23 protein-coding genes are annotated in these 22,207 nt (G+C 62.7%); 8 read left to right on the forward strand and 15 right to left on the reverse strand.

Translation table 11 applies throughout. The features are described from left to right. Positions 1-67 precede the first annotated feature (67 nt). Positions 68-1,297, forward strand: a complete 1,230-nt coding sequence (locus tag V4529_16200; GenBank protein ID MES2359881.1) for a SufS family cysteine desulfurase — start codon at positions 68-70, stop codon at positions 1,295-1,297. 52 nt (positions 1,298-1,349) lie between these two features. Here the strand turns inward: V4529_16200 and V4529_16205 are convergent, their stop codons facing one another. Both V4529_16205 and V4529_16210 read right to left on the reverse strand, forming a co-directional pair. Further along, positions 1,350-2,108: an outer membrane beta-barrel protein gene (locus V4529_16205; GenBank protein ID MES2359882.1), complete on the reverse strand. Its 759-nt coding sequence runs from the start codon at positions 2,106-2,108 to the stop codon at positions 1,350-1,352. 21 nt (positions 2,109-2,129) lie between these two features. After that, the gene (locus tag V4529_16210) at positions 2,130-3,611 is read right to left on the reverse strand and encodes a carboxypeptidase regulatory-like domain-containing protein (GenBank protein MES2359883.1); all 1,482 of its coding nucleotides are present in this window, start codon (positions 3,609-3,611) and stop codon (positions 2,130-2,132) included. A gap of 215 nt (positions 3,612-3,826) precedes the next feature. Here V4529_16210 and V4529_16215 point away from each other — a divergent pair, with 215 nt between their 5' ends. The 3 genes from V4529_16215 to V4529_16225 are packed head-to-tail and all read left to right on the forward strand — an operon-like array spanning position 3,827 to position 6,318. Then, positions 3,827-4,297 (forward strand): SUF system NifU family Fe-S cluster assembly protein, encoded by a 471-nt coding sequence (locus V4529_16215; GenBank protein ID MES2359884.1) that lies wholly within the window; start codon positions 3,827-3,829, stop codon positions 4,295-4,297. Beyond that, the gene (locus V4529_16220; GenBank protein MES2359885.1) at positions 4,297-4,590 is read left to right on the forward strand and encodes a YciI family protein; all 294 of its coding nucleotides are present in this window, start codon (positions 4,297-4,299) and stop codon (positions 4,588-4,590) included. Before V4529_16215 ends, V4529_16220 begins: the two co-directional genes overlap by 1 nt. 9 nt (positions 4,591-4,599) lie before the next feature. Continuing rightward, positions 4,600-6,318: a hypothetical protein gene (locus V4529_16225; GenBank protein MES2359886.1), complete on the forward strand. Its 1,719-nt coding sequence runs from the start codon at positions 4,600-4,602 to the stop codon at positions 6,316-6,318. Here V4529_16225 and V4529_16230 read toward each other — a convergent pair. The 4 genes from V4529_16230 to V4529_16245 all read right to left on the reverse strand — a co-directional run bounded on the left by V4529_16230 (position 6,305) and on the right by V4529_16245 (position 9,936). Continuing rightward, positions 6,305-6,928 carry an ATP-binding cassette domain-containing protein gene (locus tag V4529_16230; GenBank protein ID MES2359887.1) on the reverse strand — a complete coding sequence of 208 codons (624 nt, stop codon included), beginning with the start codon at positions 6,926-6,928 and terminating at the stop codon, positions 6,305-6,307. The genes V4529_16225 and V4529_16230 overlap by 14 nt on opposite strands. After that, positions 6,928-7,725: an ABC transporter permease gene (locus tag V4529_16235; protein ID MES2359888.1), complete on the reverse strand. Its 798-nt coding sequence runs from the start codon at positions 7,723-7,725 to the stop codon at positions 6,928-6,930. The genes V4529_16230 and V4529_16235 overlap by 1 nt, the downstream gene beginning before the upstream one ends. Positions 7,726-7,732: 7 nt before the next feature. Then, positions 7,733-8,347 carry a hypothetical protein gene (locus tag V4529_16240; GenBank protein ID MES2359889.1) on the reverse strand — a complete coding sequence of 205 codons (615 nt, stop codon included), beginning with the start codon at positions 8,345-8,347 and terminating at the stop codon, positions 7,733-7,735. A gap of 146 nt (positions 8,348-8,493) precedes the next feature. Then, positions 8,494-9,936: a cytochrome C gene (locus tag V4529_16245; GenBank protein ID MES2359890.1), complete on the reverse strand. Its 1,443-nt coding sequence runs from the start codon at positions 9,934-9,936 to the stop codon at positions 8,494-8,496. Positions 9,937-10,311: 375 nt separating this feature from the next. Here V4529_16245 and V4529_16250 point away from each other — a divergent pair, with 375 nt between their 5' ends. The 3 genes from V4529_16250 to V4529_16260 all read left to right on the forward strand — a co-directional run bounded on the left by V4529_16250 (position 10,312) and on the right by V4529_16260 (position 13,032). Next, positions 10,312-10,746, forward strand: coding sequence for a plastocyanin/azurin family copper-binding protein (locus V4529_16250; GenBank protein MES2359891.1), 435 nt, complete (start codon positions 10,312-10,314; stop codon positions 10,744-10,746). Positions 10,747-10,898: 152 nt separating this feature from the next. Beyond that, complete coding sequence (locus V4529_16255) at positions 10,899-11,696, forward strand: ATP-binding cassette domain-containing protein (GenBank protein ID MES2359892.1); 798 nt, start codon at positions 10,899-10,901, stop codon at positions 11,694-11,696. Beyond that, positions 11,689-13,032, forward strand: a complete 1,344-nt coding sequence (locus V4529_16260) for an ABC transporter permease (GenBank protein ID MES2359893.1) — start codon at positions 11,689-11,691, stop codon at positions 13,030-13,032. The genes V4529_16255 and V4529_16260 overlap by 8 nt, the downstream gene beginning before the upstream one ends. A gap of 119 nt (positions 13,033-13,151) precedes the next feature. Here the strand turns inward: V4529_16260 and V4529_16265 are convergent, their stop codons facing one another. The 5 genes from V4529_16265 to V4529_16285 all read right to left on the reverse strand — a co-directional run bounded on the left by V4529_16265 (position 13,152) and on the right by V4529_16285 (position 16,247). Next, the gene (locus V4529_16265) at positions 13,152-13,568 is read right to left on the reverse strand and encodes a BrxA/BrxB family bacilliredoxin (protein ID MES2359894.1); all 417 of its coding nucleotides are present in this window, start codon (positions 13,566-13,568) and stop codon (positions 13,152-13,154) included. Positions 13,569-13,613: 45 nt separating this feature from the next. Next, positions 13,614-14,069, reverse strand: coding sequence for a hypothetical protein (locus tag V4529_16270; GenBank protein MES2359895.1), 456 nt, complete (start codon positions 14,067-14,069; stop codon positions 13,614-13,616). 68 nt (positions 14,070-14,137) lie between these two features. Next, positions 14,138-14,923 carry a signal peptidase I gene (gene lepB / locus V4529_16275; GenBank protein MES2359896.1) on the reverse strand — a complete coding sequence of 262 codons (786 nt, stop codon included), beginning with the start codon at positions 14,921-14,923 and terminating at the stop codon, positions 14,138-14,140. Between the two features lie 15 nt (positions 14,924-14,938). Then, positions 14,939-15,328, reverse strand: a complete 390-nt coding sequence (locus V4529_16280) for an SWIB/MDM2 domain-containing protein (GenBank protein MES2359897.1) — start codon at positions 15,326-15,328, stop codon at positions 14,939-14,941. 109 nt (positions 15,329-15,437) lie between these two features. Then, a complete protein-coding gene (locus V4529_16285) occupies positions 15,438-16,247 on the reverse strand; it encodes a hypothetical protein (protein MES2359898.1) in 810 nt (269 codons plus the stop codon). 18 nt (positions 16,248-16,265) lie between these two features. On the opposite strand from V4529_16285, the gene pruA reads away from it, so the two are divergent. After that, complete coding sequence (gene pruA / locus V4529_16290) at positions 16,266-17,897, forward strand: L-glutamate gamma-semialdehyde dehydrogenase (GenBank protein ID MES2359899.1); 1,632 nt, start codon at positions 16,266-16,268, stop codon at positions 17,895-17,897. Positions 17,898-17,959: 62 nt separating this feature from the next. On the opposite strand, the gene V4529_16295 is transcribed toward pruA, so the two are convergent. The 4 genes from V4529_16295 to V4529_16310 are packed head-to-tail and all read right to left on the reverse strand — an operon-like array spanning position 17,960 to position 22,165. Next, a complete protein-coding gene (locus V4529_16295; protein MES2359900.1) occupies positions 17,960-19,258 on the reverse strand; it encodes a carboxypeptidase-like regulatory domain-containing protein in 1,299 nt (432 codons plus the stop codon). Then, on the reverse strand, positions 19,251-19,784 hold the full coding sequence (locus V4529_16300) for a sigma-70 family RNA polymerase sigma factor (GenBank protein MES2359901.1): 534 nt from the start codon (positions 19,782-19,784) through the stop codon (positions 19,251-19,253). The genes V4529_16295 and V4529_16300 overlap by 8 nt, the downstream gene beginning before the upstream one ends. A gap of 48 nt (positions 19,785-19,832) precedes the next feature. Next, the gene (locus tag V4529_16305; GenBank protein MES2359902.1) at positions 19,833-20,300 is read right to left on the reverse strand and encodes a hypothetical protein; all 468 of its coding nucleotides are present in this window, start codon (positions 20,298-20,300) and stop codon (positions 19,833-19,835) included. Further along, positions 20,297-22,165 carry a VWA domain-containing protein gene (locus V4529_16310; protein MES2359903.1) on the reverse strand — a complete coding sequence of 623 codons (1,869 nt, stop codon included), beginning with the start codon at positions 22,163-22,165 and terminating at the stop codon, positions 20,297-20,299. Before V4529_16310 ends, V4529_16305 begins: the two co-directional genes overlap by 4 nt. Positions 22,166-22,207 lie beyond the last annotated feature (42 nt).

Here is a 22,207-nt window from a genome sequence, read left to right on the forward strand (position 1 = left end):
CGTTACTGCACTTTCGCGTAGATTGATGTAAAGGTAAGTGATTTTGTCGGCTTTTTGTAGATAAACGATGCCATACCGCTCAGACTTCCCCCTGCTGGCCGCCAATCCGGCACTGCACTATCTCGATTCGGCTGCTTCGGCCCAGAAACCGAAGGTCGTGCTGGACGCGATCCGCGACTATTACGAGCGCAGCTACGCCAATCCCAACCGGGGCGCCTATTCACTCTCGGTGGATGCTACGGAACGGTATCATCTTGCCCGCAGGCGCATCGCCACCTTTCTGGGCGCGAAGGATCCCGACACACTGATCTTCACCCGCGGGACGACCGAAGCGCTGAATCTTCTCGCAACTTCGTACACTCGTTCGACTAGCCTGTCGAACGATCGTTCAGGTGCCGAGATCGTGGTGACGGCGATGGAGCACCACTCCGACTTCGTCACCTGGCAGCAGGCGGCGCTGGCGACGGGAGCCCGGTTCCGGATCTGCGAGCTGACGCCGGACGGGCAGATCGATCTCGATATGCTGGCCTCGATGCTCGGGTCACGAACCCGGGTGGTCGCATTTGGCCACGTCTCCAACGCGCTGGGGACGGTGAACCCGGTGAGCCGGATAGCTGCGATGGTACGCGACCGGTGCGATGCGATGATCGTGTGCGACGGTGCCCAGGGGGCGCCCCACATCCGCGTCGGGTTCGACGATCTCGGGGTGGATGCGTACGCCTTCAGCGGCCACAAGATGGGCGGGCCCATGGGACTGGGCGGCCTCATCGCGAAACGCGAGCTGTTGGAGCGAATCCCGCCGTATCAGTTCGGCGGAGACATGATCGAATTCGTGCACGACGATACGACCACGTGGGCGCCGCTGCCGCACAAGTTCGAGGCGGGGACCCCCAATTCCGCCGGCGCGGTCGGCCTCGCCGCGGCGGTGGAATATCTGGACGCGATCGGGATGGAAAATGTCCAGGCCCACGAGCAGAAGCTGGTCGCACTGGCTCAGCAGCGTCTGGAAGAGCTGGGCGACGTCACGATCTACGGTCCACCGCCGGCGCAGCGCAGTGGCGTCATCTCGTTCAACGTCGCCGACGTTCACGCGCACGACCTTGCGACGATTCTGGACAGCACCGGCGTCTGCATACGCTCCGGTCATCACTGTGCACAACCGCTGATGCGCCGGCTCGGCGTGAGCTCGACCGCACGTGCGTCATTCTACATCTACAACGACGAGAGCGACGTGGATGCGCTGGTGGCGGGGGTGAGGGAGGCGATGACGATGTTCGCGGAAAGCGGGACGGCATAGCGACAGGCACAGGTGCATCCGTGCCCCACCTTCGCTTGCCAGGCATCCCGCTCTAGAACCGGAACGAAATCCCGAGCTGGTACGTGATGAAATCCGCGGCTGACTGGTGCGGGGTGATGATGATTCCGTACTGGCTGTTCGGATCATCCATTATGTCGCCCTTCGTCAGATATCTGGCGCTCGAGATCGAGTTGTAGCGCGCGCCGACGTTGAGTGACATCGGTGAGCTGCCGGATGTCAGTGGGACGTTGAAGCCAGCGCCGCCGGTGTATGCGAGCGAGTTGTCGCTGTAGTTGGTGGTCTGCGCGATCTGCTGGGAATTGTCGTCCGTCGTGAGCGAGGTCTGTGTAAAGAAATAGGCCAGGCCGATACCGGCGTTCACGTATGGCCGCACGCGACCGAGCGGGAGCGTCAACTGCGGGCCGACGCTCGCAACGAAGATGTTGTTGGAGGTTTCTTCGCGCACGATGATCCGGCGCACGCTGGAGCTGAACGGCACGTAGTGCGTCTCGTTGCCGTAGTTGATGAACCCGGCATCGACACGAATCCCGACGATCGCCTGAGGGTCGAGTCCAAAGACGAAATGTCCGGCGCCTCCGAATCCCTGGCGTACATTCTGGCGAAAATCACCGATGGGTTGCGCGTACTCGAACGCAGCCCCTGCTTCCATGCGCGGCGTTTCTCGCAGACTCATCTGCGCACTCGACACGGAAGGGATCGCGAACGCAAGCACCGCGCAGGCGCCGAGGTGCCGGCCCATCAACTGGTGCATCAACTGGTGCATCAACCGGTGCATCGAGCCGAAATTCACGATTCCTTCCCCCTCCGTCGATCAACGTTTGGTCCAGACCAAAAGTACCCCGCATCCGTTGGACTGGTACTTCATGGGTGCTTCGCCGAGTCCGGCGTAAATCTCCATTCCCGCAACCTGTTGCGGTGGGACGATGTCATCCAGAGTCTCGTAACCGTCCTGCATCTGCATGCCATCCACGTACACAACTGGGACACATCCACCGCGCATAAGGATTACGTGGCCGAAGCTGCTGCCAGGCATCACCTGGATTCCAGGTGTCGTTCGGAGCGCATCGGTGGCGGTGATCGCATTCTTGAGCGCGTTGTCCGATGCAGTGATGTAGTGCCCCATTCCGGTGCGTGATCGCTCCAGGAAGCCCATTATGTCATTCGGCGCGCGTGATGGCTTGCCCATGATCACCACGCGTGACAGTTGTTGCACGCGATCCTTGAACTCGAGATCGACAGTTGCCGGTGTTTGCGGCGACAGGTCGACGGCGGCGCGCTGGGGTTCGTAGCCGAGCATGCGAGCCTCGACGCTGAAGGTGCCTGCGGGAAGACCGGTGAGCGTGAAGCGACCGTCGGCCCGGCTCCTGGTTTCGAGGCCGGTTCCCCACACCATTATCGTGGCGCCATGCATCGGCTTTCCGTCGGCGCCATGTACGAGACCCGATAGATCCGCCGAGCCGCGCAGGAGCGTGGTCGCACGTTGTACATCGGCGCTCACGCTCGAGTTGGAGTCGGTGCGCACTGCGACGGCGGAGCTGGAATCGCCGAGCGAGAAATCGCGTCGCGTTATGCCACCGATCGGGATTCCGACCTCGACGAGTCCGGATCGTCTTGCGCCCAGTTCCGCGCTCGCCAGCACGGTGTCGGCGCCGGGCAGCTTGCATATGCGATAGCCGCCATCCTCTCCCGTTTGCACGGGCACTCGTCGCGACTCTGAAACGAGGCCACGTTTGTCGATCACTATTTCGCGCCAGGTGACGACGACCTTGGCGTTGCCGATCGGCAGGCCGGACGCAGCGTCTCGCACGACACCGGCGATCGCGCCGGACGAGTCACTCGCTGGCTGCTCACCGCACACCGCCGCCATGATCCGCGCGGGGCCCGGAATCACCAGTTCGAGCACGTTGTCGCCGGCGTGAATCGTCGCCGATCTGAGCGGGGGCTCGATGCCGAGCGCGTCGACGGATGGGTGGAAGAAGCCGGCCGTGTAGCGGCCTGGCGCCATCGCTGGAATGCGGAATCGTCCGAGCGAGTCGGAGCGCACGGTGTACGCTCGCGTGCGGTGATCGACATCCACGAGCTGCACCTGAGCTTCCGCCAGCGGAGCGTTGGTTACGCTATCGTACACAGTGCCCGTAAGGCTCGCCGTCTCGCCGGTATCGGAGCGTTGTCGCGTGGAGCGCGCAATGCGCGCTCGGCCCGCTGTGGACGCTCGGGAAGTCGCTGGTGAGAAGAGCATCACCGCAAAGAGAATCGGAATCGCCGCCAACATTGTAAATCGGTCGTTTCGCACGCTGGCGCTGGTGTGGCTGGCGTGGCGGGTACTGGTGCGGCGTTTCAACTGGGCGATTCGCATGGTGTTGTTGGGTGAGCAGTCGCAGGAAATGTGTGGCTCGAATGGTGCTGCCGCCACGCGCCTGAAAGAATTTTGTGATGCCTTTCCTTACGTGCGAGCACCTGCCGGCGTCAGCGGATGGCTGGAAGAGCGCCGAGTATATTTGAGGTGGAATGGCAGACGCATCGCTGACGGCGCTTTATCAGGACATCATCCTGGATCACTATCGACGTCCCCGGAACAAGGGAACGCTGGAGCACGCGAGCATCTCGGTCCCGATGCGGAATCCGCTCTGCGGTGACGAGATCACGCTGGAGCTGGAGATGAACGGCGACGAGGTTACCGATCTCCGGTTCACGGGCCGCGGATGCTCCATCTCGCAGGCCTCCACCAGCATGATGACGGAGATGGTCAAGGGCAAGCGTGCCAGCGAGATCGGCCAGATCGGCGAGCGGTTTCGCGCGATGGTGATGGGCGATGCCGACGCCGCAGCGGATGCGACGCTCGGCAGGGCCAGGGCGCTCGCTGGCGTCGCGCGTTTTCCCGCACGGGTCAAGTGTGCGCTGCTGGCGTGGAACGCACTGGAGCGGGGTCTGGCGAGTGCTGCGTCGCAACACGGCGAGACCGACGGGGAAGAAGGCTGATGTACGCGATCGCGATCATCCGGTATCGCCGGCCACTGGATGAGGTGCTGACCGTGACCGACGAGCACCGCGCGTATCTGCGCACTCTGTACGACGGCGGAACATTGCTTGCATCAGGACCACTGGATCCACGCAGTGGCGGAGCTTTGCTGTTGCGCGTGCCGGACGATTCGGTGAACGAAGCACTGGATGCGATTCGCGACAACGATCCTTACGTTAAGAAGGGGATGGCGCAGTACGAGCTGCTTCCCTGGGCGCCTTCTACAGGACTGGAGAAGCTCAACCGGCTCTAGGATGCGACGATGCCTGGCACTCGATGGGTTCTCAGTGTCTGCTGTCTCATTGTCCCGGCAACCGCGCAGTCGCAACTGCAGCGCGGAGACTCTCTTCGTGTACTGAGCGAAGCGCATTCAGCGCAGAGCCGTTTCGAGCGTGGCCGGCGCGAGTCGCTCCCTCGTACAGGACAGCCGGACAGCCATCCATGCGAGACGCTGATCGGTCGCATGTGCCACTGGCGCGAGGACGGTTCGGAGAATCCGCGCCCCGAGACAGGGTCGATTGTGAGAGCCCGGCAGTCACTCATCGCGACGCTCGCCAGACTCAACGCCGTCTCGCCTGGCGACGATTGGATCGCGGGAGAGCGCGTGCGATACATGATCGAAGCCGGCGAGGATTCGGCTGCGGTGTCGGTCGCGCGGTCGTGCGCGCCGCCGCGCTGGTATTGCAAAGCGCTGCTCGGCTACGCACTTCACGCGTCGGAGCGATATGGCGATGCGGCTGCGGCATTCGACAGCGCGCTTGCGAAGATGCCGGCGGATGAGCGCTGCAGGTGGAACGACATTTCGGTGCTGCTCGACGACGACGAGCGCGCGAGTTACGATGCATTGCCGTGCGGACAGCGTGATTCCGTGGAGCAGCGCTTCTGGGATCTGGCGAAGCCTTCGTTCGCGGTTCAGGGGAACGACCGGCGAACCGAGCATTTCTCGCGCGTGCTGCTCGCCGACCTCTCCGAAACCGCCGCGAACGCATACGGACTGCCGTGGGGTGATGATTTACGGGAGATGCTCATCAGATATGGCGAGCCGCTCTGGTACAGTGTTGCGTGGCCGGGACCATACACGACATTCCAGACTCCAATTGGCCACGACCGCCTTCCGAGTTTTCACTTCGCCGCGGAAATGGAGGGAGACAGCGCACGCTGGGACGCCTACGCACCGGTCGCGAGGGAACTCTACGCGCCGCCGTACATCGACACGCTGGCGCCGCTCGACGCACAATTCGCGATGATGAAACGCGGAGATTCGGCGCTCGTGGTCGCCGTCTATTCCGACACGACACTGGGCCGCGCCATGCTCGGCGTATCAGGCACTTCGGGCGATACGAGCGGAGCGAGCGAGCATCACGGACATGTGCGTCGCGCACACAGCAGGTGGAAAGGAGAGATGGTTGCGATGGAGGCGTTCGATCCCGTACGGCTGCGCGATGCCCGAGCGCGAGTATGGCTGGCGCCGCCGCATCATGCCACAGGCGCGCCGGATCTCTCGACCCTGCTGCTGTTCGCGGCCGATACCAGCGCGACTGTCGAAACGCTGGAGGATGCACTGGCGCACGCTCTCACATCGACCGACCTGCACGGAGCGCGACGACTGGGATTGTACTGGGAAGAGTATGGCGCGACAAAACCGGATTCATCGAGCGGACCTCACGTGTCGGCGATCGATGCGGATTCGCAATCTGTTGCTGGGCCAGATTCATCATCGGATTCATCGTCGGTGCTCGTAACGGTTACCCGTATCGATGGCGGAGCGCTTAGATGGCTAGGCCAGGCTCTTCACATTACGGGTCGCGATTCTCCGCTCGCAGTCAAGTGGCACGATACGTACGCTAGCAGTGGCATTGCATCGCATTCGGTGGTGCTGGATCTGGCACAGTTACCAGGGGGAGCGTATCAGGTATCAGTTGCTGTCGGTTCCGATGATTTGCACCGGACCCGGATATCGCGCGAGATCAGGTTGCGATAGAGGCCGCACGCAGCTCACCATCGTTCATTTCGAACCGTTGCGTTGCGAGGATCGCGTCTGATTCCACGTGAGTCACGTGAACGACTGTGAATCCCCATTCGCGCTGGAGCGAGGCAAACTCGGTCAGCGCCGCTGTACGGCGCGTGACATCGAGGGCTGAGAAGGGCTCGTCCAGCAACAGGACGGACGGACGCGCGGCGAGAGCGCGACACAATGCAACGATCTGGCGCTCGCCGCCGCTCAGCGACGACACGAACCGCTGCATCAGATGATCCACTCCGAAGCGCCGTGCGAGATCATCCACGATTCCCTGCCCGACCGCGCCGTATTCGATGTTCCGGCGGGCATCGAGATGCGGAAAGAGATAGCCGTGTTGTGGCACGAGACCGATCCCGCGCGATTCCGGTGGCGCGAATGTAACGTCCACGTCGCCCGCTATCACGTGCCCGGACGTCGGCATGGCTGCTCCGGCCATCACCTCGAGCAGCGTCGTCTTTCCGGACGCCGTCGGCCCCGTGATGACTGCATGGCCACCCGCTGGAACAGTGAGCGATACGTCACGCAGCTGGAAACTGCCGACGCGCGTACAGATTGCGCGGCACTCGACCATCACACTGCCTCGTTGCTTCGGTCGTATCGCAAGGCGCGCAGCGCCAGGAGTGGCACTATCGAGACGACGACAAGCGTCGCCGCGATCGGAAGTGCGTCGCGCAATCCACCGGTGGTGAAGCGATCGTAGCTCAGCACGCTTACAACCTTCGGGTTGTACGCCAGCACGACGACCGCTCCGAACTCACTCACTGCGCGCGCCCACGTTACGATCGCCGCCGACGCCAGGCCGCGACGCGCCATGGGGAACGTAACCCTGCGAAACGCAGACCACGACGTATCGCCGAGCGTCCGCGCGACGAACTCGTAGCGCCTGTCCACTCGTGCGAACGCTTCGCGCGCGGCGCTCACGTACAGCGGCGCGGAGACGAAGAGCATCGCCGCGACGATTCCCGCCGGAGTACCGACCACGCGCAACCCCATATCCAGCAGCGTGCTACCGAACGCCGTATCCCGGCTGACCAGCAGCAGGATCGCGATTCCCGCCACCGGATGCGGGATCAACAGCGGGAGATCGACTATCGCGGCGATCAGTGCGCGGCCGCGGAATTTCGCCCGCGACAGCGCGTACGCGATCGGAGACCCGCACAACGCCGCGAGAAATGTCGCTACGGTCGCTGTTACGAATGTTGTCTCCAGAGCCTCGATCATGTCGCGATCGCGCAGCGCGCTTCCGATCCCTGCACCGCCCAGTACGACGAGAAGTATTATGGGGACGGCAAGAAACAGCAGCAACATCGCACCCAGTGCCCACGCGCCGACGTGCGCGATCGTTAGTCTGGACGTGGCGGTGTGCACTGACGTGTCAGGGCGCGTGCGTTTGCGGCGCGGGTGTCGTCTGCGGATTCGGATTCACAGGGGGGTGCGCCGAATCCGGGACCGCGGGCCGAGGAGTTGGTGATGCGGGCGTGATTGCTGGGGCCGAAGTGGTGGACGGTACGGGCACCGTGATCACCGGCGGCGTCGGACTGGCGAGGATCGGAGACTCGACGACGATCTTGCCACCGAGGTAGCCCGTGTATGAAACGGCGCAGACGGAAATGAGAGCACCAAGCCCCACGATTACGCGCAGCGCGCGCGCGGGTGACACAGCTTCGCGCGTCCGGATCATCGTTATCAAGGCGAGCAGTGCGAGCAGGCCGAGTACGCCAACGATCCACAGGGTTATGTCAGCGGCCGCCGAATGTGCCTGGATCGCGCCGCGCTCGATGTACCATGCATTCTGCACGGCGTGACGCGCCCTCCCGCCGCTCCACCACGCCGGGTAGATCGTCAAGCCGGCCAGAGTAAGCGTCGATAGTGCATAGACCCACGTAGCTCTTCGCGGCACCATCGCCGCGACGAGAACCGCCAGCGCGCCAATCACAGTAAGTACGATCGGAAAGTGATTGACCAGTGTGTGCAGGTATTGCCAGCTCATTCTCAGCCTTCGCGTTTTAGGGGCGCACTTTCGCCGCGTTCGCGATATAGATAGCTGGCGGCGACATCTTTGGCAAAGGCGGTGCCGTTACCGGCACCGCCCGAGCTCAAGATACACCGTGCAACGACGGTACTAGAAGGCCAGGATCAGAACGCCAGCCAGGTGTACAGGTAGAGGGTGTTGTTGTCCGACGCCCTCCGACCGCCAGCGACATCGTAAGCGGTAGATGCACCGTTGAACTTGCTGTAGTACACGTACTGCAGACCCACCCGTGTGTTCTCCCAGGCATTGTAGGTCAGCTCCGCAGTCTCGCCTGTCGTATTGGGGCTGCCGGTGCGGCTGCCGCTGAATACCGCGGGAGCGAAAAGAAGAGTGTCTCTCGTACCGGTGGTCTGGAAGAACCCGACCGTAGCTCCGTAACGCTGATTGGCGAGCACGCTCACGTTCGCGCGCAGTGTCGCGAGTGTCGGCTTCAATTCCTCTGCTGCCTGCGCGCCATTGGCGAGGAACGCGTCGAGCCGTTGCTGCTCATGGATGTACGTCGCGCGGCCGATGAGCATCGTGGTGCCGATGCCGTGCTCCACCTGCGCATCCACCCCGATGTCCGTATACCGATTGGTCGGCCCGGTCACGCCCTGCGGATAGAGATTCGCAGCAAAGCCATACGTACCAACCATCATGTAGGTCGGACCATACTGGTGCTGCAGTGCGAGTCGCCAGTAGGGCACCACTCCGCTCGTCGTATTCGAGGCAGTCGAGTCGAGGGGCATTGCGCCGCCCTGTGGCGCGGAGCGATAGGCGGTCGCTTCAGCGTACAGGATGTTATCGAACAGCGAGTACACGCCCAGTCCGACCACCTGTTGCGCGAGAGCTCCATCGATGAGAGTACTGGCCATCGGCGATGGCGCCACCGAGGAGGACATGAATGGATAGCTCCACGCCGGAGTAGTGTTCCAGACATCCTGGACCGTGGGATTGTTGTGCAGGGTCAGGCCGAGAAGCACATCGCGACTGCCCATCGTCGCATGACGCGCGTAGCGGATATCCACGTTGTCGATACCGAACGAGCCGTCCGGAGACGCATAGGTGAACTGTGTAAATGCGCCGAGATTTGCAGTCAGTTGACCGGCGACGAATATGCTCGCCTGGTCCGGGAATGCCGCCGTATTGTTCTGCGCGCCGGGCTGCGCCGTATTCGTGCGGGTCACGGATGCCACCACCATTGCAGCGACCGGCGGAATCGACGCAAGCTTCAATCCACCCGACGTGTCGGTGGGTTCCCCGATGGTGGAGAGACCGGTCAGTGTATACCCATTGAGCTTGAACTGTCTTCCGAATGGTGTGAGCTGCGGAAACGCATAATGACACGCGCTGCAGGCAAGCTTTGTCTGACGCGAGAAGCTCGGCACCATCGTCGATGTGTGAGCGAAGGTTGCACCCTGCGCCTTGTCGAGCGCCGCGAAAAATCCGCGCGGTGCAACGACCCGCGTCACACTCATTCCAGGTACGACGTCGACATCATGCGAGCGCGTCGACACTGTTCGTGCCGACGCGGATGCGAGCGGCGCGCCGACTACGGTGAGGGACACTGCAGCACGCATGAAATACACGCGGCAATGCGATGGACGTCGGTGACTACGCGAAAACGATTCAAGCAAGCGCACGCCGATCATGGGTAAGGCTCCTTGAGAGATTGCTAACAGTACGGCTGTCAGTGCACATCCGCAATGAAGAAATTCCCCAGTGTTGCATCTGGGATCGGCACTTCCACGTTCACCTACAATGGCGTAAAGGAAACACTGACACATCGCAACTTTGCGCATTCTTAGTGTGCATCACGCGAGTGATTTGCCCGACAAAAGTTCAGGTAAACTCCGATGGGCGCGTGGTGTCGCGAGACGTAACGTTCAGATGCACGGACAGCCAGTGCTGCAATGCTCACATGTAATCCGAGGGAAGGGATCATGTCTCACACACCATTTCTGATCGTAGCATCCGTGGCAGCACTGTTTGCCACGTCGTCTGCAGCAGTTGCGCAGAGCGCTACGTCGGACAACGCTCACGTAATTATCGTCAAGCTCGTGGTGAAGCCGGGCAGCACGCCCTACACCTTCGAACCGTCGAGCGTCAACGCGGTACGGGGCGACACCGTGCGCTTCATCGACGAGGAAGCGGTTCCGCACGACGTTCACTTCACGAGTCACCCGGGCGGCACCAAGCTCGGCAGCATCACGGTCGGCCCGTATCTTACGAACAAGGGTCAGACATACGACGTCGTCATCGACGATCGTTTCGCGGCCGGCAAGTACAATTTCGTCTGCGACCCTCACGATCTGCTCGGCATGCATGGAGTGCTCACCGTTGGCGAGCGGACGGTAGCTACGAACGCCATCAAGTGACAGGCGACGTGGCCGCAGGCCGCGGCCGCATCGCTGCACTCCTCCGGTAGTGGACGATCTGGAGGGTCGGCGTTCGATTCGACGATCGAGGGGCCAGGCTTGAGAGCCTGGCCCCTCGATCGTTACGGCGTTCGAGCCTATATTTGGCGACAATGACCCAGAACGCAATCGAAGCAAGCCACGTGAACAAGCAGTACTCGGGACACGTCGCCGTGCGCGATCTGTCCCTTTCGGTCCCTACGGGCTCAGTTTACGGGCTGCTCGGCCCCAACGGCGCCGGCAAGACGACGACCATCAGGATGGTCCTCAACATCATCGAGCCGGATTCCGGGACCATCAATGTCCTGGGAGTTCCGGCGACGTCGGCGGGAATTTCCGATCGTATCGGATACCTCCCCGAAGAGCGTGGTCTCTATCGCAAGATGAAGGTGCGCGACGTGCTCAAGTTTCTCGCCGCGCTCAAGGGAGTTCACGCACACGACGCGGATCGACGCATCGACTGGTGGCTGGACAAGCTGTCGCTCCGCACGGACGAGCGCGACTGGGGGTCGGCCAAGATCGAGGAGCTGTCGCGCGGCATGCAGCAGAAGGCGCAGTTCATCGGCGCGCTGGTGCACGATCCCGATCTCATGATCCTGGACGAGCCGTTCAGCGGACTCGATCCCGTGAATGCGCAGGCACTCAAGGATTCGGTGATGGATCTCAGGAGCCGCGGCAAGACGGTGATCTTCAGCACTCACATCATCGAGAACGCGGAATCGATGTGCGACTCGGTATGCATAATCGCACACGGTGAGAAGCTGCTCGACGGAACGCTCGCCGAAGTGAAGACCCAATACGGCGGGCCGCCAGTCGAGAAGACAGTGATGGTGCAGCCGTCACTGTACGACATCTTCCTGCAACGCGTTGGTGCAACAGGCGTCGAGCCGGGAATGCGCGGACATGGCTGATACGGCATCGAAACTCTGGGCGATCGTGCGGCGCGAATACATCGAACGCGTGCGCACACGATGGTTCATGATATCAACGATATTCGCGCCCTTGCTGTTCGCGGCGATCGCATTCCTGCCGTTGCTGCTCATGACCAAGGACGCGAAATCAGTTGCGCCACGCGTTCTGATCATCGACGCAACGCAACAGGGGCTCGGCAAATACGTCGCGCGCTCGCTCGCGGTGCTGCGCAGCACATCCGAAGACGCGACTACCGCAGACGTCCGGATCGTATCCCCGGATTCGCTTGCGCGCGCGCGCGAGGACGCGACGTCCCAAGTCGCGCGTCGGCTCGCCAACGGATTCGTCGTCCTCGATTCAGCGACGTTGCGGGGCGACACGGCGGGGTATGCCGGACGACAGGCGGACTCCAAGAGCGATCGCCTCACCATCGCGAACTCGGTTCGTTCCGGATTGATCGCCCTGCGTCTCGAAAGAGGGGGGCTGTCGGCACCCGCGATCGACAGCGTCGTGTCAGCGCCAATTCCCACGATTCAGGCGGTCTCGATCAACGATACCGGACGGGATGTCACCACTCCGGCGAAGGCGATCATCGCCACGATCGTCGCGTTCTTCCTGTACATGTCGATCATCATCTACGGGCAGAACATGCTGAGCGGCGTGATCGAGGAGAAAATGTCGCGCGTGTCCGAGATCGTCATCTCGAGCGTGAAGCCGGAAACTCTGCTCGCGGGCAAGGTGATCGGCGTGACGGCGGTCGGTCTCACGCAGCAGATCGTCTGGGTCGGTGGCACGGTCCTGCTCATCTCCGCACGCACGATGCTGTTCGGTGCACCGGCGATCGCCAAGGCACAGGCTGCGGGCGCGGCCGGAGGGTTCGGCTCGAACGACATGCTTGCGGCGCTCGTCGCCACACCATGGAGCTGGGTGGTTCTCGTGCTCGTCCTCTTCCTGCTCGGCCTGCTCTTCTACGGTGCACTGTACGCCGCCGTCGGCGCGACGGTCGGCAGCGAACAGGATGCGCGGCAGGCGGCGTTCCCCGTGGTGTTGCTGCTCGTCCTGACCGCGGTGCTTATCTCGCCCACGGTTCAGAATCCGACCAGCACGCTCGCAGTCACGATGTCGATGCTGCCGTTCTCGTCGCCGATCATTCTGCCGATACGAATGGCGATCACGAACGTTCCGACCATTCAGGTAGTCGCGAGTCTCGCGATTCTTGTCCTGAGCTGCCTCGGCGCGATCTGGCTGGCGGGACGGATCTACCGCGTTGGACTGCTCATGTATGGAAAACGGCCGACGCTGTCGGAAGTGAGGAGATGGATCTTCACGTCGTGAACGAATAAAGGGACGGAGTGGGGACGGAGTGGGGACGGACTCCACTCCCTCCCCGCTCCGTCCCCCCGGCAGAAAGTTCCTCCGGAGTCCGTCCCTACTCCGTCCCCATCTACGATCCTCTACGCACAGTACTGATCGAACGCATGCGTCAGATCAGTTGCGATGTCATCCGCGGAACGCCCCTCGATCTGGTGACGCTCGAGCATGTAGACGATCTTGCCGTCCTTGAGCAGCCCGATCTGTGGTGACGAGGGTGGGTAGCCCAGGAAGTAGCTGCGTGCGCGCTGCACTGCATCGACGTCCTGGCCGGCGAATACCGTCGTCAGGGTGTCGGGCTTCTTCGCGTTGGTGATCGCCTTCGCGACCGCCGGACGGGCGTTACGGGCGGCACAGCCGCAGACGGAATTGACGACCACCAGGGTCGTTCCCTTCGAATCCTTCAACTTCGCGTCCACCTCGGCGGCGGTCCGCATCTCTTCAACACCAAGACGCGTCAGCTCGGCGCGCATCGGAGTAACTAGTCGTTCGTCGTACATGAGTGGCCCTCAGTGGTGATTACTAAAGATAAGTTAGTCACCTACTCACGGTTCCACATCCCCGCCGGGCGGCTCGGCAGAACGAGTATGCGAGCCCCTCTTTCGCTCGGCGCGGATCTCCCGCCGACGTACGAATTGCGCGACGCCGCCGAGCACGAGGGCGAACAGACAGACCATCGCGAAGCGACTGAGGAAGGTGGTCGCCGCCATTGCGGGCCAGTCGCCGAATACCGCGCGGCCGGTGCCCCATCGCTCGCGGCCGGCGAAGATCAGCACGAGGCTGAGTAACGATTCGACCGCCGATTCCAGCAGCGCGAAGGCCGGCGCGCGCCAGACCCACTGATGCAGCGGGTAGCTCGCGAGATGAATCGTCGCGAGCGCGAGCAGTATTACCGGGATCGCTATGAACGTGCCGACGAACGAGTGCCAGTCCAGCTCTGCGCCGTGCGCGTTCGCGATCACGTGAAGCACTCGCACGACGACTCCAGCTATGATCGCCATCTCGATCAACGAGGCGGCGATCCGATGCCATACGCTCCGGGGAGCGGGATGATACGCTGTGTCTGTCCCTACTTGATCCAATGTCCCAGTCGTGACCAGCGGATGTCGGTTATGAACGGCAACGGCCGGTCCGAGTCATCCGCGTTGTAGGAGTAGTACACGAACATAGGACGTCCGCGCACATTCTCCCGTGGGACGAAACCCCAGTACCGGCTGTCCTTCGAATCATACCGGTTGTCGCCCATCATGAAGAAATGGTTGGCCGGCACGACGATTGGACCCCAGTTGTCGTGGGTCGGTTCCGCTGGCGCTGCGCCGAAGCGCGACGACGTGAGCGCGTATCTCTTCTGCCAGCCGAAGTGCTCCGGGTCGGGATAGTCCGGCTGTGCTGGTACCTGGCGCGACGGATCTACTGCGGACGCCGGCCGGTGCGACTCGACGCCATTCACGTAAAGCACCGCGTGACGCATGTAGAGCGTATCGCCGCCGGTTCCCACGAGACGCTTGACGAGCGTCGGCGTAGGATCGTCGCCGTTGTCCGCCTGATACGGCGACACGAACACCACAACGTCTCCCTTTGTGGGAGTCCGATAACCCGGCAGGCGGCTATCGGTGAAGGGGATGTGCGCGCCGTACGTCATCTTGTTGACGAACAACCAATCACCCACGAGCAGCGTTGGAATCATGCTGCCCGAAGGAATTCTATAAGCCTCTGCGATGAATGCGCGGAACGCGAGAAAGACCACGATGACTATCGCGAATCCCTTCACGTTCTCCCATATCACATGGCGTGGTGACTGCTGCGCGAAGGGGCGCGCTTTACCGGCGCGCCCCTTCTGTACTTCGTTCGACACTGAATTACCGCCTGATCAATCCTTGAGGTGCTTGTTGACAAGCTTCGTCATATCGAACATCGACACCTGCTTCTTTCCGTTGAACACGGCCTTCAGGTTGTCGTCAGCATTGATCATGCGACGCTCCTTGGGGTCCTGCAGATTGTTCTTCTTGATGTACACCCACAGCTTCTTGGTGATCTCAGTGCGCGGCATCGGCTTGCTGCCGACGACGGCCGCGAGTTCTGGCGAAGGCGTCATCGCCTTCATGAAAGCTGCATTCGGCTTGCGAGCTGCCGCTTTCTTCTTGGCAGGCGCCTTCTTGGCAGCTGCCTTCTTGGCTGGTGCCTTTTTAGCAGCGGCCTTCTTGGCCGGCGCCTTCTTCGCTGACGACTTCTTGGCCGTGCTCTTCTTCTTCGCTGGCATACAATCTCCTGTGAGTGCGGAAATTCCGGACGGGGAGCAAGCTATATCCTAGAGAGCAACGCGCAATAGGGAAACTGCGAATTTCTCCCATGAAAGTAGCGCTTTTTCCTCACCAGCGTGCGGAACGCACCGCTACACGACCGCCAGTCGGCACGGAATCGGGGCGCTCCAACCACTGAACCAGCACCGAATCGCCATGGAGCGCGACCGTCGGAGAGTGCGCGGGAAGGCCCGGCAGCGACACTATCAACCGCTGCTCGAAGATGTGTCCCATGGTGCGGGAGAGAGCGAGTCCGACCTGTGAGAGATCGCCATTGGGGTCTTCATACGCGACGACGAGATCGTTTCCCCGCGCGGCTACCGACACGTGAGCCGGTTGATCGCCGCCATACACCACGGGCACCGGCGCGTGAAATATTCCGTCGCCGCTTCCGAGCGTCCGGGCATCCATGCTATGGGTGAAAAAGACTCCCGGCCCTTCCTTCGCCACGAGGAAATACGCGATGTCGACGTAGTTGGTACTGCTGTCGGCCGCGATTGCCGGCGCGGGTCTGGCGCACCCTCGGCGGGAAACATCCGCAGTATCGGCGGGCTGCGCGATGGCCCATGTCTTTCCCTCGTCCGTCGACCGGCCCACCATGAGGACCGAGCTGCTGTCGTCGCGCACTTCCCACCAGGCGCCGTACACGTCGGGGCCGGACTGCACCGTCCGGAGCGACCCCGGGCACGCGCCGTTGGGCGTCGCCGCGGCTGGCGGATGCAACGTTATGGCGGCTGAAGCCGGGTAGCTCACATTGCCCAGCGTCACCGGTGATGAAGAGCACGCAACGGTCAGAAGTACCGCAATCGCCGCTGTTTCCGCGAGTGCGAAGCTCCGAACGAGCCGCCGCCCGCGTAACGATACTTCCCGACTGTACATGCTTGCTAATTTACAAGCATGTCAGCATTCAACGGTAACAGACGAGTCCCTCCTCCGGCCAACGAGCCGGTGAAAACATACGCGCCCGGAACGCCGGAGCGCACCGAGCTGAAATCGCGCCTCGCGTCGATGGCGGCGGAGCGCATCGAGATCCCGGTCGTCATCGGCGGCAAGGAATTTCGGAGCGGCAAGCTCGCGCAGGCCGTGATGCCGCACGACCACTCGCACGTCCTGGCCGACTGGCACATGGCGACGCCCGAGATGCTGCAGCAGGCAGTTGCGGCATCAGCGGAAGCGCGCAAGGAATGGAGCTCCTGGTCCTGGGGCGACCGCGCGGCGGTCTTTCTCAAGGCGGCGGAGCTGCTCACCACCACGCACCGTCAGACGCTCAACGCCGCGACGATGCTGGGCCAGTCGAAAACTCCGTTCCAGGCCGAGATCGATGCTGCGTGCGAGCTGATCGACTTCTGGCGCTTCAATCCGTATTACGCCGAGCAACTGTATGATCAGCAGCCGCTCAGCGACCACACGATGTGGAATCAGCTGGATTACCGCGGACTGGAAGGCTTCGTGTACGCGGTCACTCCGTTCAACTTCACGTCGATCGCGGGCAATCTTCCGACCGCGCCGGCACTGATGGGCAACACCGTCATCTGGAAGCCTGCTGCGACGGCGATCCTGAGCGCGTGGTACATCTACAAGCTTCTGGAAGAAGCCGGCCTGCCGCCGGGCGTAATCAACTTCGTTCCCGGCGACCCCGTGATGGTGTCCGATGCGCTGCTGTCGCACAGGGATCTCGCTGGTGTGCACTTCACCGGAAGCACCAGCGTGTTCAACAGCATGTGGAAGACGATCGGCGCGAACATGTCGTCGTTCCGTTCGTATCCGCGCATCGTGGGCGAGACCGGCGGCAAGGACTTCATCGTAGCGCACGCCTCGGCGGACGTCGACGCACTCGCCGTCGCGATCGCGCGCGGTGGGTTCGAGTTCCAGGGCCAGAAGTGCTCGGCGGCGAGCAGGGTTTACGTACCGGAGAGCATCTGGCCCAGGGTCAAGGAGCGCGTCGTGGGAATCATGCAGCAGCTTCGCATGGGCGATCCCACGGACTTCCGCAACTTCATGGGTGCGGTGATCGACAACCGCGCATTCAAGAAGATCAGCGATTACGTCGAGCACGGCCGCGCGAATGCGAGCATCGTGCAGGGCGGCGTTGCGAAGGGCGACACCGGCTACTTCATCGAGCCGACACTCGTCGAGACTCGCGACCCGTCGTACAAGCTGCTGTGCGAGGAGATTTTTGGACCGGTCGTGACTGCGCACGTGTATCGCGACAGCGAGTACGAGGCGATGCTGCGAACGGTAGACAGCACGTCACCATACGCTCTCACCGGCGCCATCTTCTCGCAGGATCGCGCCGCCGTGCGCACCGCGATGAACATCCTGCGCGACAGTGCCGGCAACTTCTACATCAACGACAAGCCGACCGGCGCGGTGGTGGGACAGCAACCGTTCGGCGGCGCGCGTGGATCGGGAACGAACGACAAGGCGGGATCGCAGCTCAATCTCGTACGCTGGGTTTCGGCGCGATCCGTGAAGGAAACATTCTCGCCGCCGCACGATTTCCGTTATCCGTACATGGCGGAAGAATAGAACGGAGTAACAGATGAGTGACAGAATCGGGCCGGTGTGATTGCACGCCGGCCCGATTCACATCAGGGAACGATCCGGTTCTTCAGCTGTTCCAGCTCCTTCAACGATAGCGGACCGGAGAGCGTGAACGACGTGCCGTCGACGGACGTCCACGTAATCGCTCGCGTCGCCAACCCCGACGGCGAGCGCAATGCAAGCGGCGCTGCACGCACTCCTGCATCAACGTGCGCTGAAGTATCGGACCGATCTTCAGCCGCAGGCGGCGCAGCGATCGGCCGTCGTTCGTCCAACGTCACAGTGGAGCCGGAGTCGAGCTGGAACGTGGTGTGTCGGACGCGCGACGTGCCGGCATCGTAGACATTGCTCGAGATCACGCGCGCGCCAGTGATCGACGGCAGCGGCTTCGCAAATCCCCCCGTGCGTTGCAACACTCCGGCTGCGGCGGTCGTCACGACCTCCGCGAGCGCAGTTGACTGGCTCGGAAGCGCCAGGGTTACCTGCGCAACGCTATCCGCCTGCAGGTTCACGGTCGCGCTGTTCGCTGCAAAGCCGATCTTACGCGCCGTCAATACGTGCGATCCCGCCTGGGCCACCGAAACCTTGAACCTCCCGGTCGAGTCGGTCGCGGCGACCGCGTCGGTTCCCGCGACGCTCACGCGCGCATCAGCGAGTGGAAGCCCCGTCGCGACGGCCGTCACTCGGCCTGTGACGGTGAGCGAATCCGCCGATGGTGCGGCCTTCGCCGCCGCTGCAACGCCTGCGACTGCGACTGCGGATAAAGACTCGCCATGTGATTTCGGCGCTACCGCGACCTGCGATTTCGGCGCAGCCGGCGACGGTACGCGAGGCTTCTGCGTTCCGTCGTGACTCGTACCCTTAGGCGCAGCCGAAGCAATCGCCACCGAACTTTCAGCCTGTGGTACTACGCCACCACCGATGTCGGTATCAATGGCCCGCGCCGCTACAGACGGTGCCGCGCGCGTGACCGGCGCAGACTTTTCCCGCACCACCAACCCAAGAGCCACTACAACCACGGCCGCAGCTGCAATCGACACATACGCGCGAACGCCCCTCACCGGTTTCGCACGACGCGACGCTGAAGTCTGCAAATCGAACGCCGCGGGCACTGGACGGGCACTCACAGGAACAACATCACCCGGCACGTCGTCGAGCGCCGAAAGTATCCGCGTCGATGCAGCGATGAGCCCGCGCGCCTCCGCAGCAGCGGCCGCACACGTCTCGCACGACGCTACATGCAGCTCGACGGCCCTCCCCTCATCCGCCGGCAGCGCTCCATCCAGCCACGCGTGCATCGTCCCCTCGTCCACGTGCGGCTCGCCTGAAGATCCGTTCTCAGCCATTGCGCTCCCTCCCCGCTGCTTCGCGTTGCATCTCCTCGTACGTCTCGACCAACCTTCGCCGCGCACGTGACAGCGTGGTACCCATCGAGTTCACCGACAGATTCAACGCCTCCGCAATCTCACCATAAGCCAACCCCTCCTCGCGCAGCAGCAACGCCATTCTGTCACGCTCGGCGAGTGAGTCCACCGCTCTTCGAGCGAGCGCCGTTTCGCGCGCGCGCTCGGGAGATGGCCCATCATTTCCATCATCCTGTCCAGCGTTCTCGGCCGCTTCCGCCGCCTGCTCAGCGCGAAGCAGAATGAGATGCCGCCTTTGACGCTCGCTGCGACGCGCATCGTCCCGAACGAGGTTCGTCGCCACTGCAAAGAGCCACGCGCGCTCGTTCGTGAGCGTATTTTGCCGCAGTGCACGCACGAATGTCTCCTGTGCAATCTCCTCCGCCCAGTCACGATCGCCCAGACGACGCGTGAGATACCGGACGAGCGTCGCGTGATAGCTCTTGAACAGCCGCTCAATGTCAGTCATGGATCGACTTTCACCGACGATGTGAGAGCGTCGCCATGATCGCGCATCTCACCAGCCGGCGCGCAGCGCGGCAACGTCCTGCGCGCTGAGATCTGTCACGCCGTCCGGACCGACTTCCAGCATCACCCCACGCCCGATCACGATGACGTGATCGCCGAGGGCGAGCATTGGCTTGATCGAAGGGACGATGTCCAGCACCCTGAAATATGCCGCAGAGAAGGACTGGACGCGCACTTTTGTGAGGCTGCTGTCCTTGAGTGCAGCGGCAGCGCGCGTGTCGGACCAGATCCCGTTTGCGAGAACGAATGTGCGATCGCCGATGTGCCGCGTTGCACCTCCTGCAGTGTCGACCGCACCCGCCGCGCTCGCAGCATCCGCTGCCGCCAGAGTGGTGGCCGCACGCTGCGCGGTTGCCTTCCGTGCCTGCTCGAAAGCAGCGGGCGCAGAAGCGGCCACGCCAGTCACGACCACCTGGCTGAGCGCGTTGCCGGTGCTGACGGGAGCGCTCAGCGTCATTCCAACCGGAGATGACCGTGCGTGTTCCTGAACGAGATACGAAGTGAACTCGGTTGGAATCCCGAACTTCTCGCCCAGCGACCGGATCTCGTTGTCCGCTCGGGATTCGCACCAACTCGCCGACGCTCCGCACTCAGGTATCCGATGCGTTGGGTCGCCCACAGGCGGCCGATGAACGAATTGTTGCGCTCGTTCCGCGGAAAGGTCACACGCTGAGTCCAGTGCACCGCCCCGTGCGGCGAGTCGCCATCGAAGTGCAGGGTCGCCGAGCCGGATCCGGAATAGCGCGCGAGAATCACGATGTTCTGTCCCGCGAATACATCGATCGGCGAGCCTGGAAGAATCCTGCTGAGACGTACTCCATCCGACGAAACACGCACATCGGTTGCGACCGGATTCGCAAGCCGCTGCGATACCACCGCTACCGCGCGCTCGACGTCTTCCGACGGGCGCACGAACTGCGCGGTGCCGCGTCCCTGCAGTGCGAGCTGCTCCAGCAAGGAAGCGTTCACGTCGCCACCGAGGCCGAACGTGAACACGCGCGCATCCCCGCGCAGCTGGCCTGCTTCCGCCGCGATCGCGTCAGCGCGCGTCTCGCCGATCGTCGGCTGGCCATCGGTGAGAAAGAGCACGATCTCGAGCCTGTCAGATCGATCGCCGTCATCGCCGCGGCGCAGGGCTGCGGACAATGCTCCGGAGATATTCGTGGAACCTTCCGCCGAGAGCGACGCGAGATACGAGAGCGCCGCTCGAATGTTGGATGGAGTCGCCTGGACGAAGCCGTCGCGGAAACTTCGCACATCCGTCGAAAAGTCGATGAGCCGGAATCGGTCGCGCGAATTGAGTGACGAAAGCAACTGCCGCCCAGCTGCACGCGCCTGCTCCATCTTGCTGCCGGCCATTGATCCGCTCACGTCGAGAACGAATGTTATGTCGCGCGGCGTGACGTCCGTCGATGCCGCCGGAGGAACCACGTTGATCAGCGCGAAGCCGTCGTCGCGTCCGTCGCCATTCGCCAGAAGCGTGATCGATGGTTTTCCACTTGCGCGTCCTGCGGGGACCAGCAGAGTGAGCGCCGGTGCGTCGCCGCGCGCCGTCACGATGTTCATCCCGTCGCGCGACGCGAGTGTCAGCTCGTGCGTGGGCGAGTATGGCGCTCCATAATTGCTTCTGGCGGCGTACCTGAGTGTGAACGTCGATCCCGCACTGTCGTCCGCACCGTCCGCGTCGACGGCCCTGATGTTGCGCACGATCACTCGGGGGCGACGGCCCAGGGGTCCGCCCATCGTGTAATCGATGCGCAGCGCGTCGCCCTCGCGCTCGGCGACCTGATCGAACCGCACAACCACACGCTTCGATTCACCCGCCAGGATCGGGAATATTCGCGTGCGAAGCATTCCGTAGCCCATCCATTCAACCAGGGCGGGATCGCGCTGACGGCGCACTATCTCCTCGTAGATCGATCGTGCGTGCTGCGCATCCATCGTCTCGCCGCTCACGAGCTCGCCATCGATGGAGAGCTTGAGATCGCTGAAGGCAGCGTCGTGCGGCAGCGGAAATACGTAATCGGCCTCGCCGATGCGTCCGCCGTGATTCACGAACATCTCGTCCACTTCGTAGTGCAGCACGCCATCGCCGAGTGTCACCGTCACACGCGACGCGCTTCTCGTCACCGCGGCGTTCCATGGAAGCGGCCGAGCGCATGGGACGTCGGTCCGGCATGGAAGCGGAATGCACTCGCCGCCATTCCCGCAACGCGGTATGAGCACCCCCTGTGCGCCAGCGGTGGCGGGGAGCGTGAGCCAGATGCCAGCCATCATCACGGCCATGATCGGGACGAGCGCCAGGGTCAGTCGGGTACGCATTGGATCGGTCTCCAGTCGAAGGTGTCGCTGCATGGAGACGCC

The sequence above is a fragment of the Gemmatimonadota bacterium genome (genome assembly GCA_040388625.1).
Classification (GTDB): domain Bacteria; phylum Gemmatimonadota; class Gemmatimonadetes; order Gemmatimonadales; family Gemmatimonadaceae; genus Fen-1247.

Excerpts from the sequence above, each read along its gene's own strand:
- V4529_16280 (MES2359897.1), bottom strand. The coding sequence starts at position 15,328 with ATGCCAGCGAAGAAGAAGAGCACGGCCAAGAAGTCGTCAGCGAAGAAG.
- V4529_16200 (MES2359881.1), top strand. The coding sequence starts at position 68 with ATGCCATACCGCTCAGACTTCCCCCTGCTGGCCGCCAATCCGGCACTG.
- V4529_16230 (MES2359887.1), bottom strand. The coding sequence starts at position 6,928 with ATGGTCGAGTGCCGCGCAATCTGTACGCGCGTCGGCAGTTTCCAGCTG.
- V4529_16225 (MES2359886.1), top strand. The coding sequence starts at position 4,600 with ATGCCTGGCACTCGATGGGTTCTCAGTGTCTGCTGTCTCATTGTCCCG.
- V4529_16255 (MES2359892.1), top strand. The coding sequence starts at position 10,899 with ATGACCCAGAACGCAATCGAAGCAAGCCACGTGAACAAGCAGTACTCG.
- V4529_16305 (MES2359902.1), bottom strand. The coding sequence starts at position 20,300 with ATGACGCTGAGCGCTCCCGTCAGCACCGGCAACGCGCTCAGCCAGGTG.
- V4529_16265 (MES2359894.1), bottom strand. The coding sequence starts at position 13,568 with ATGTACGACGAACGACTAGTTACTCCGATGCGCGCCGAGCTGACGCGT.
- V4529_16220 (MES2359885.1), top strand. The coding sequence starts at position 4,297 with ATGTACGCGATCGCGATCATCCGGTATCGCCGGCCACTGGATGAGGTG.
- pruA (MES2359899.1), top strand. The coding sequence starts at position 16,266 with ATGTCAGCATTCAACGGTAACAGACGAGTCCCTCCTCCGGCCAACGAG.
- V4529_16250 (MES2359891.1), top strand. The coding sequence starts at position 10,312 with ATGTCTCACACACCATTTCTGATCGTAGCATCCGTGGCAGCACTGTTT.
- V4529_16310 (MES2359903.1), bottom strand. The coding sequence starts at position 22,165 with ATGCGTACCCGACTGACCCTGGCGCTCGTCCCGATCATGGCCGTGATG.
- V4529_16300 (MES2359901.1), bottom strand. The coding sequence starts at position 19,784 with ATGACTGACATTGAGCGGCTGTTCAAGAGCTATCACGCGACGCTCGTC.
- V4529_16215 (MES2359884.1), top strand. The coding sequence starts at position 3,827 with ATGGCAGACGCATCGCTGACGGCGCTTTATCAGGACATCATCCTGGAT.
- V4529_16295 (MES2359900.1), bottom strand. The coding sequence starts at position 19,258 with ATGGCTGAGAACGGATCTTCAGGCGAGCCGCACGTGGACGAGGGGACG.
- V4529_16285 (MES2359898.1), bottom strand. The coding sequence starts at position 16,247 with ATGTACAGTCGGGAAGTATCGTTACGCGGGCGGCGGCTCGTTCGGAGC.
- V4529_16240 (MES2359889.1), bottom strand. The coding sequence starts at position 8,347 with ATGAGCTGGCAATACCTGCACACACTGGTCAATCACTTTCCGATCGTA.
- V4529_16270 (MES2359895.1), bottom strand. The coding sequence starts at position 14,069 with ATGGCGATCATAGCTGGAGTCGTCGTGCGAGTGCTTCACGTGATCGCG.
- V4529_16260 (MES2359893.1), top strand. The coding sequence starts at position 11,689 with ATGGCTGATACGGCATCGAAACTCTGGGCGATCGTGCGGCGCGAATAC.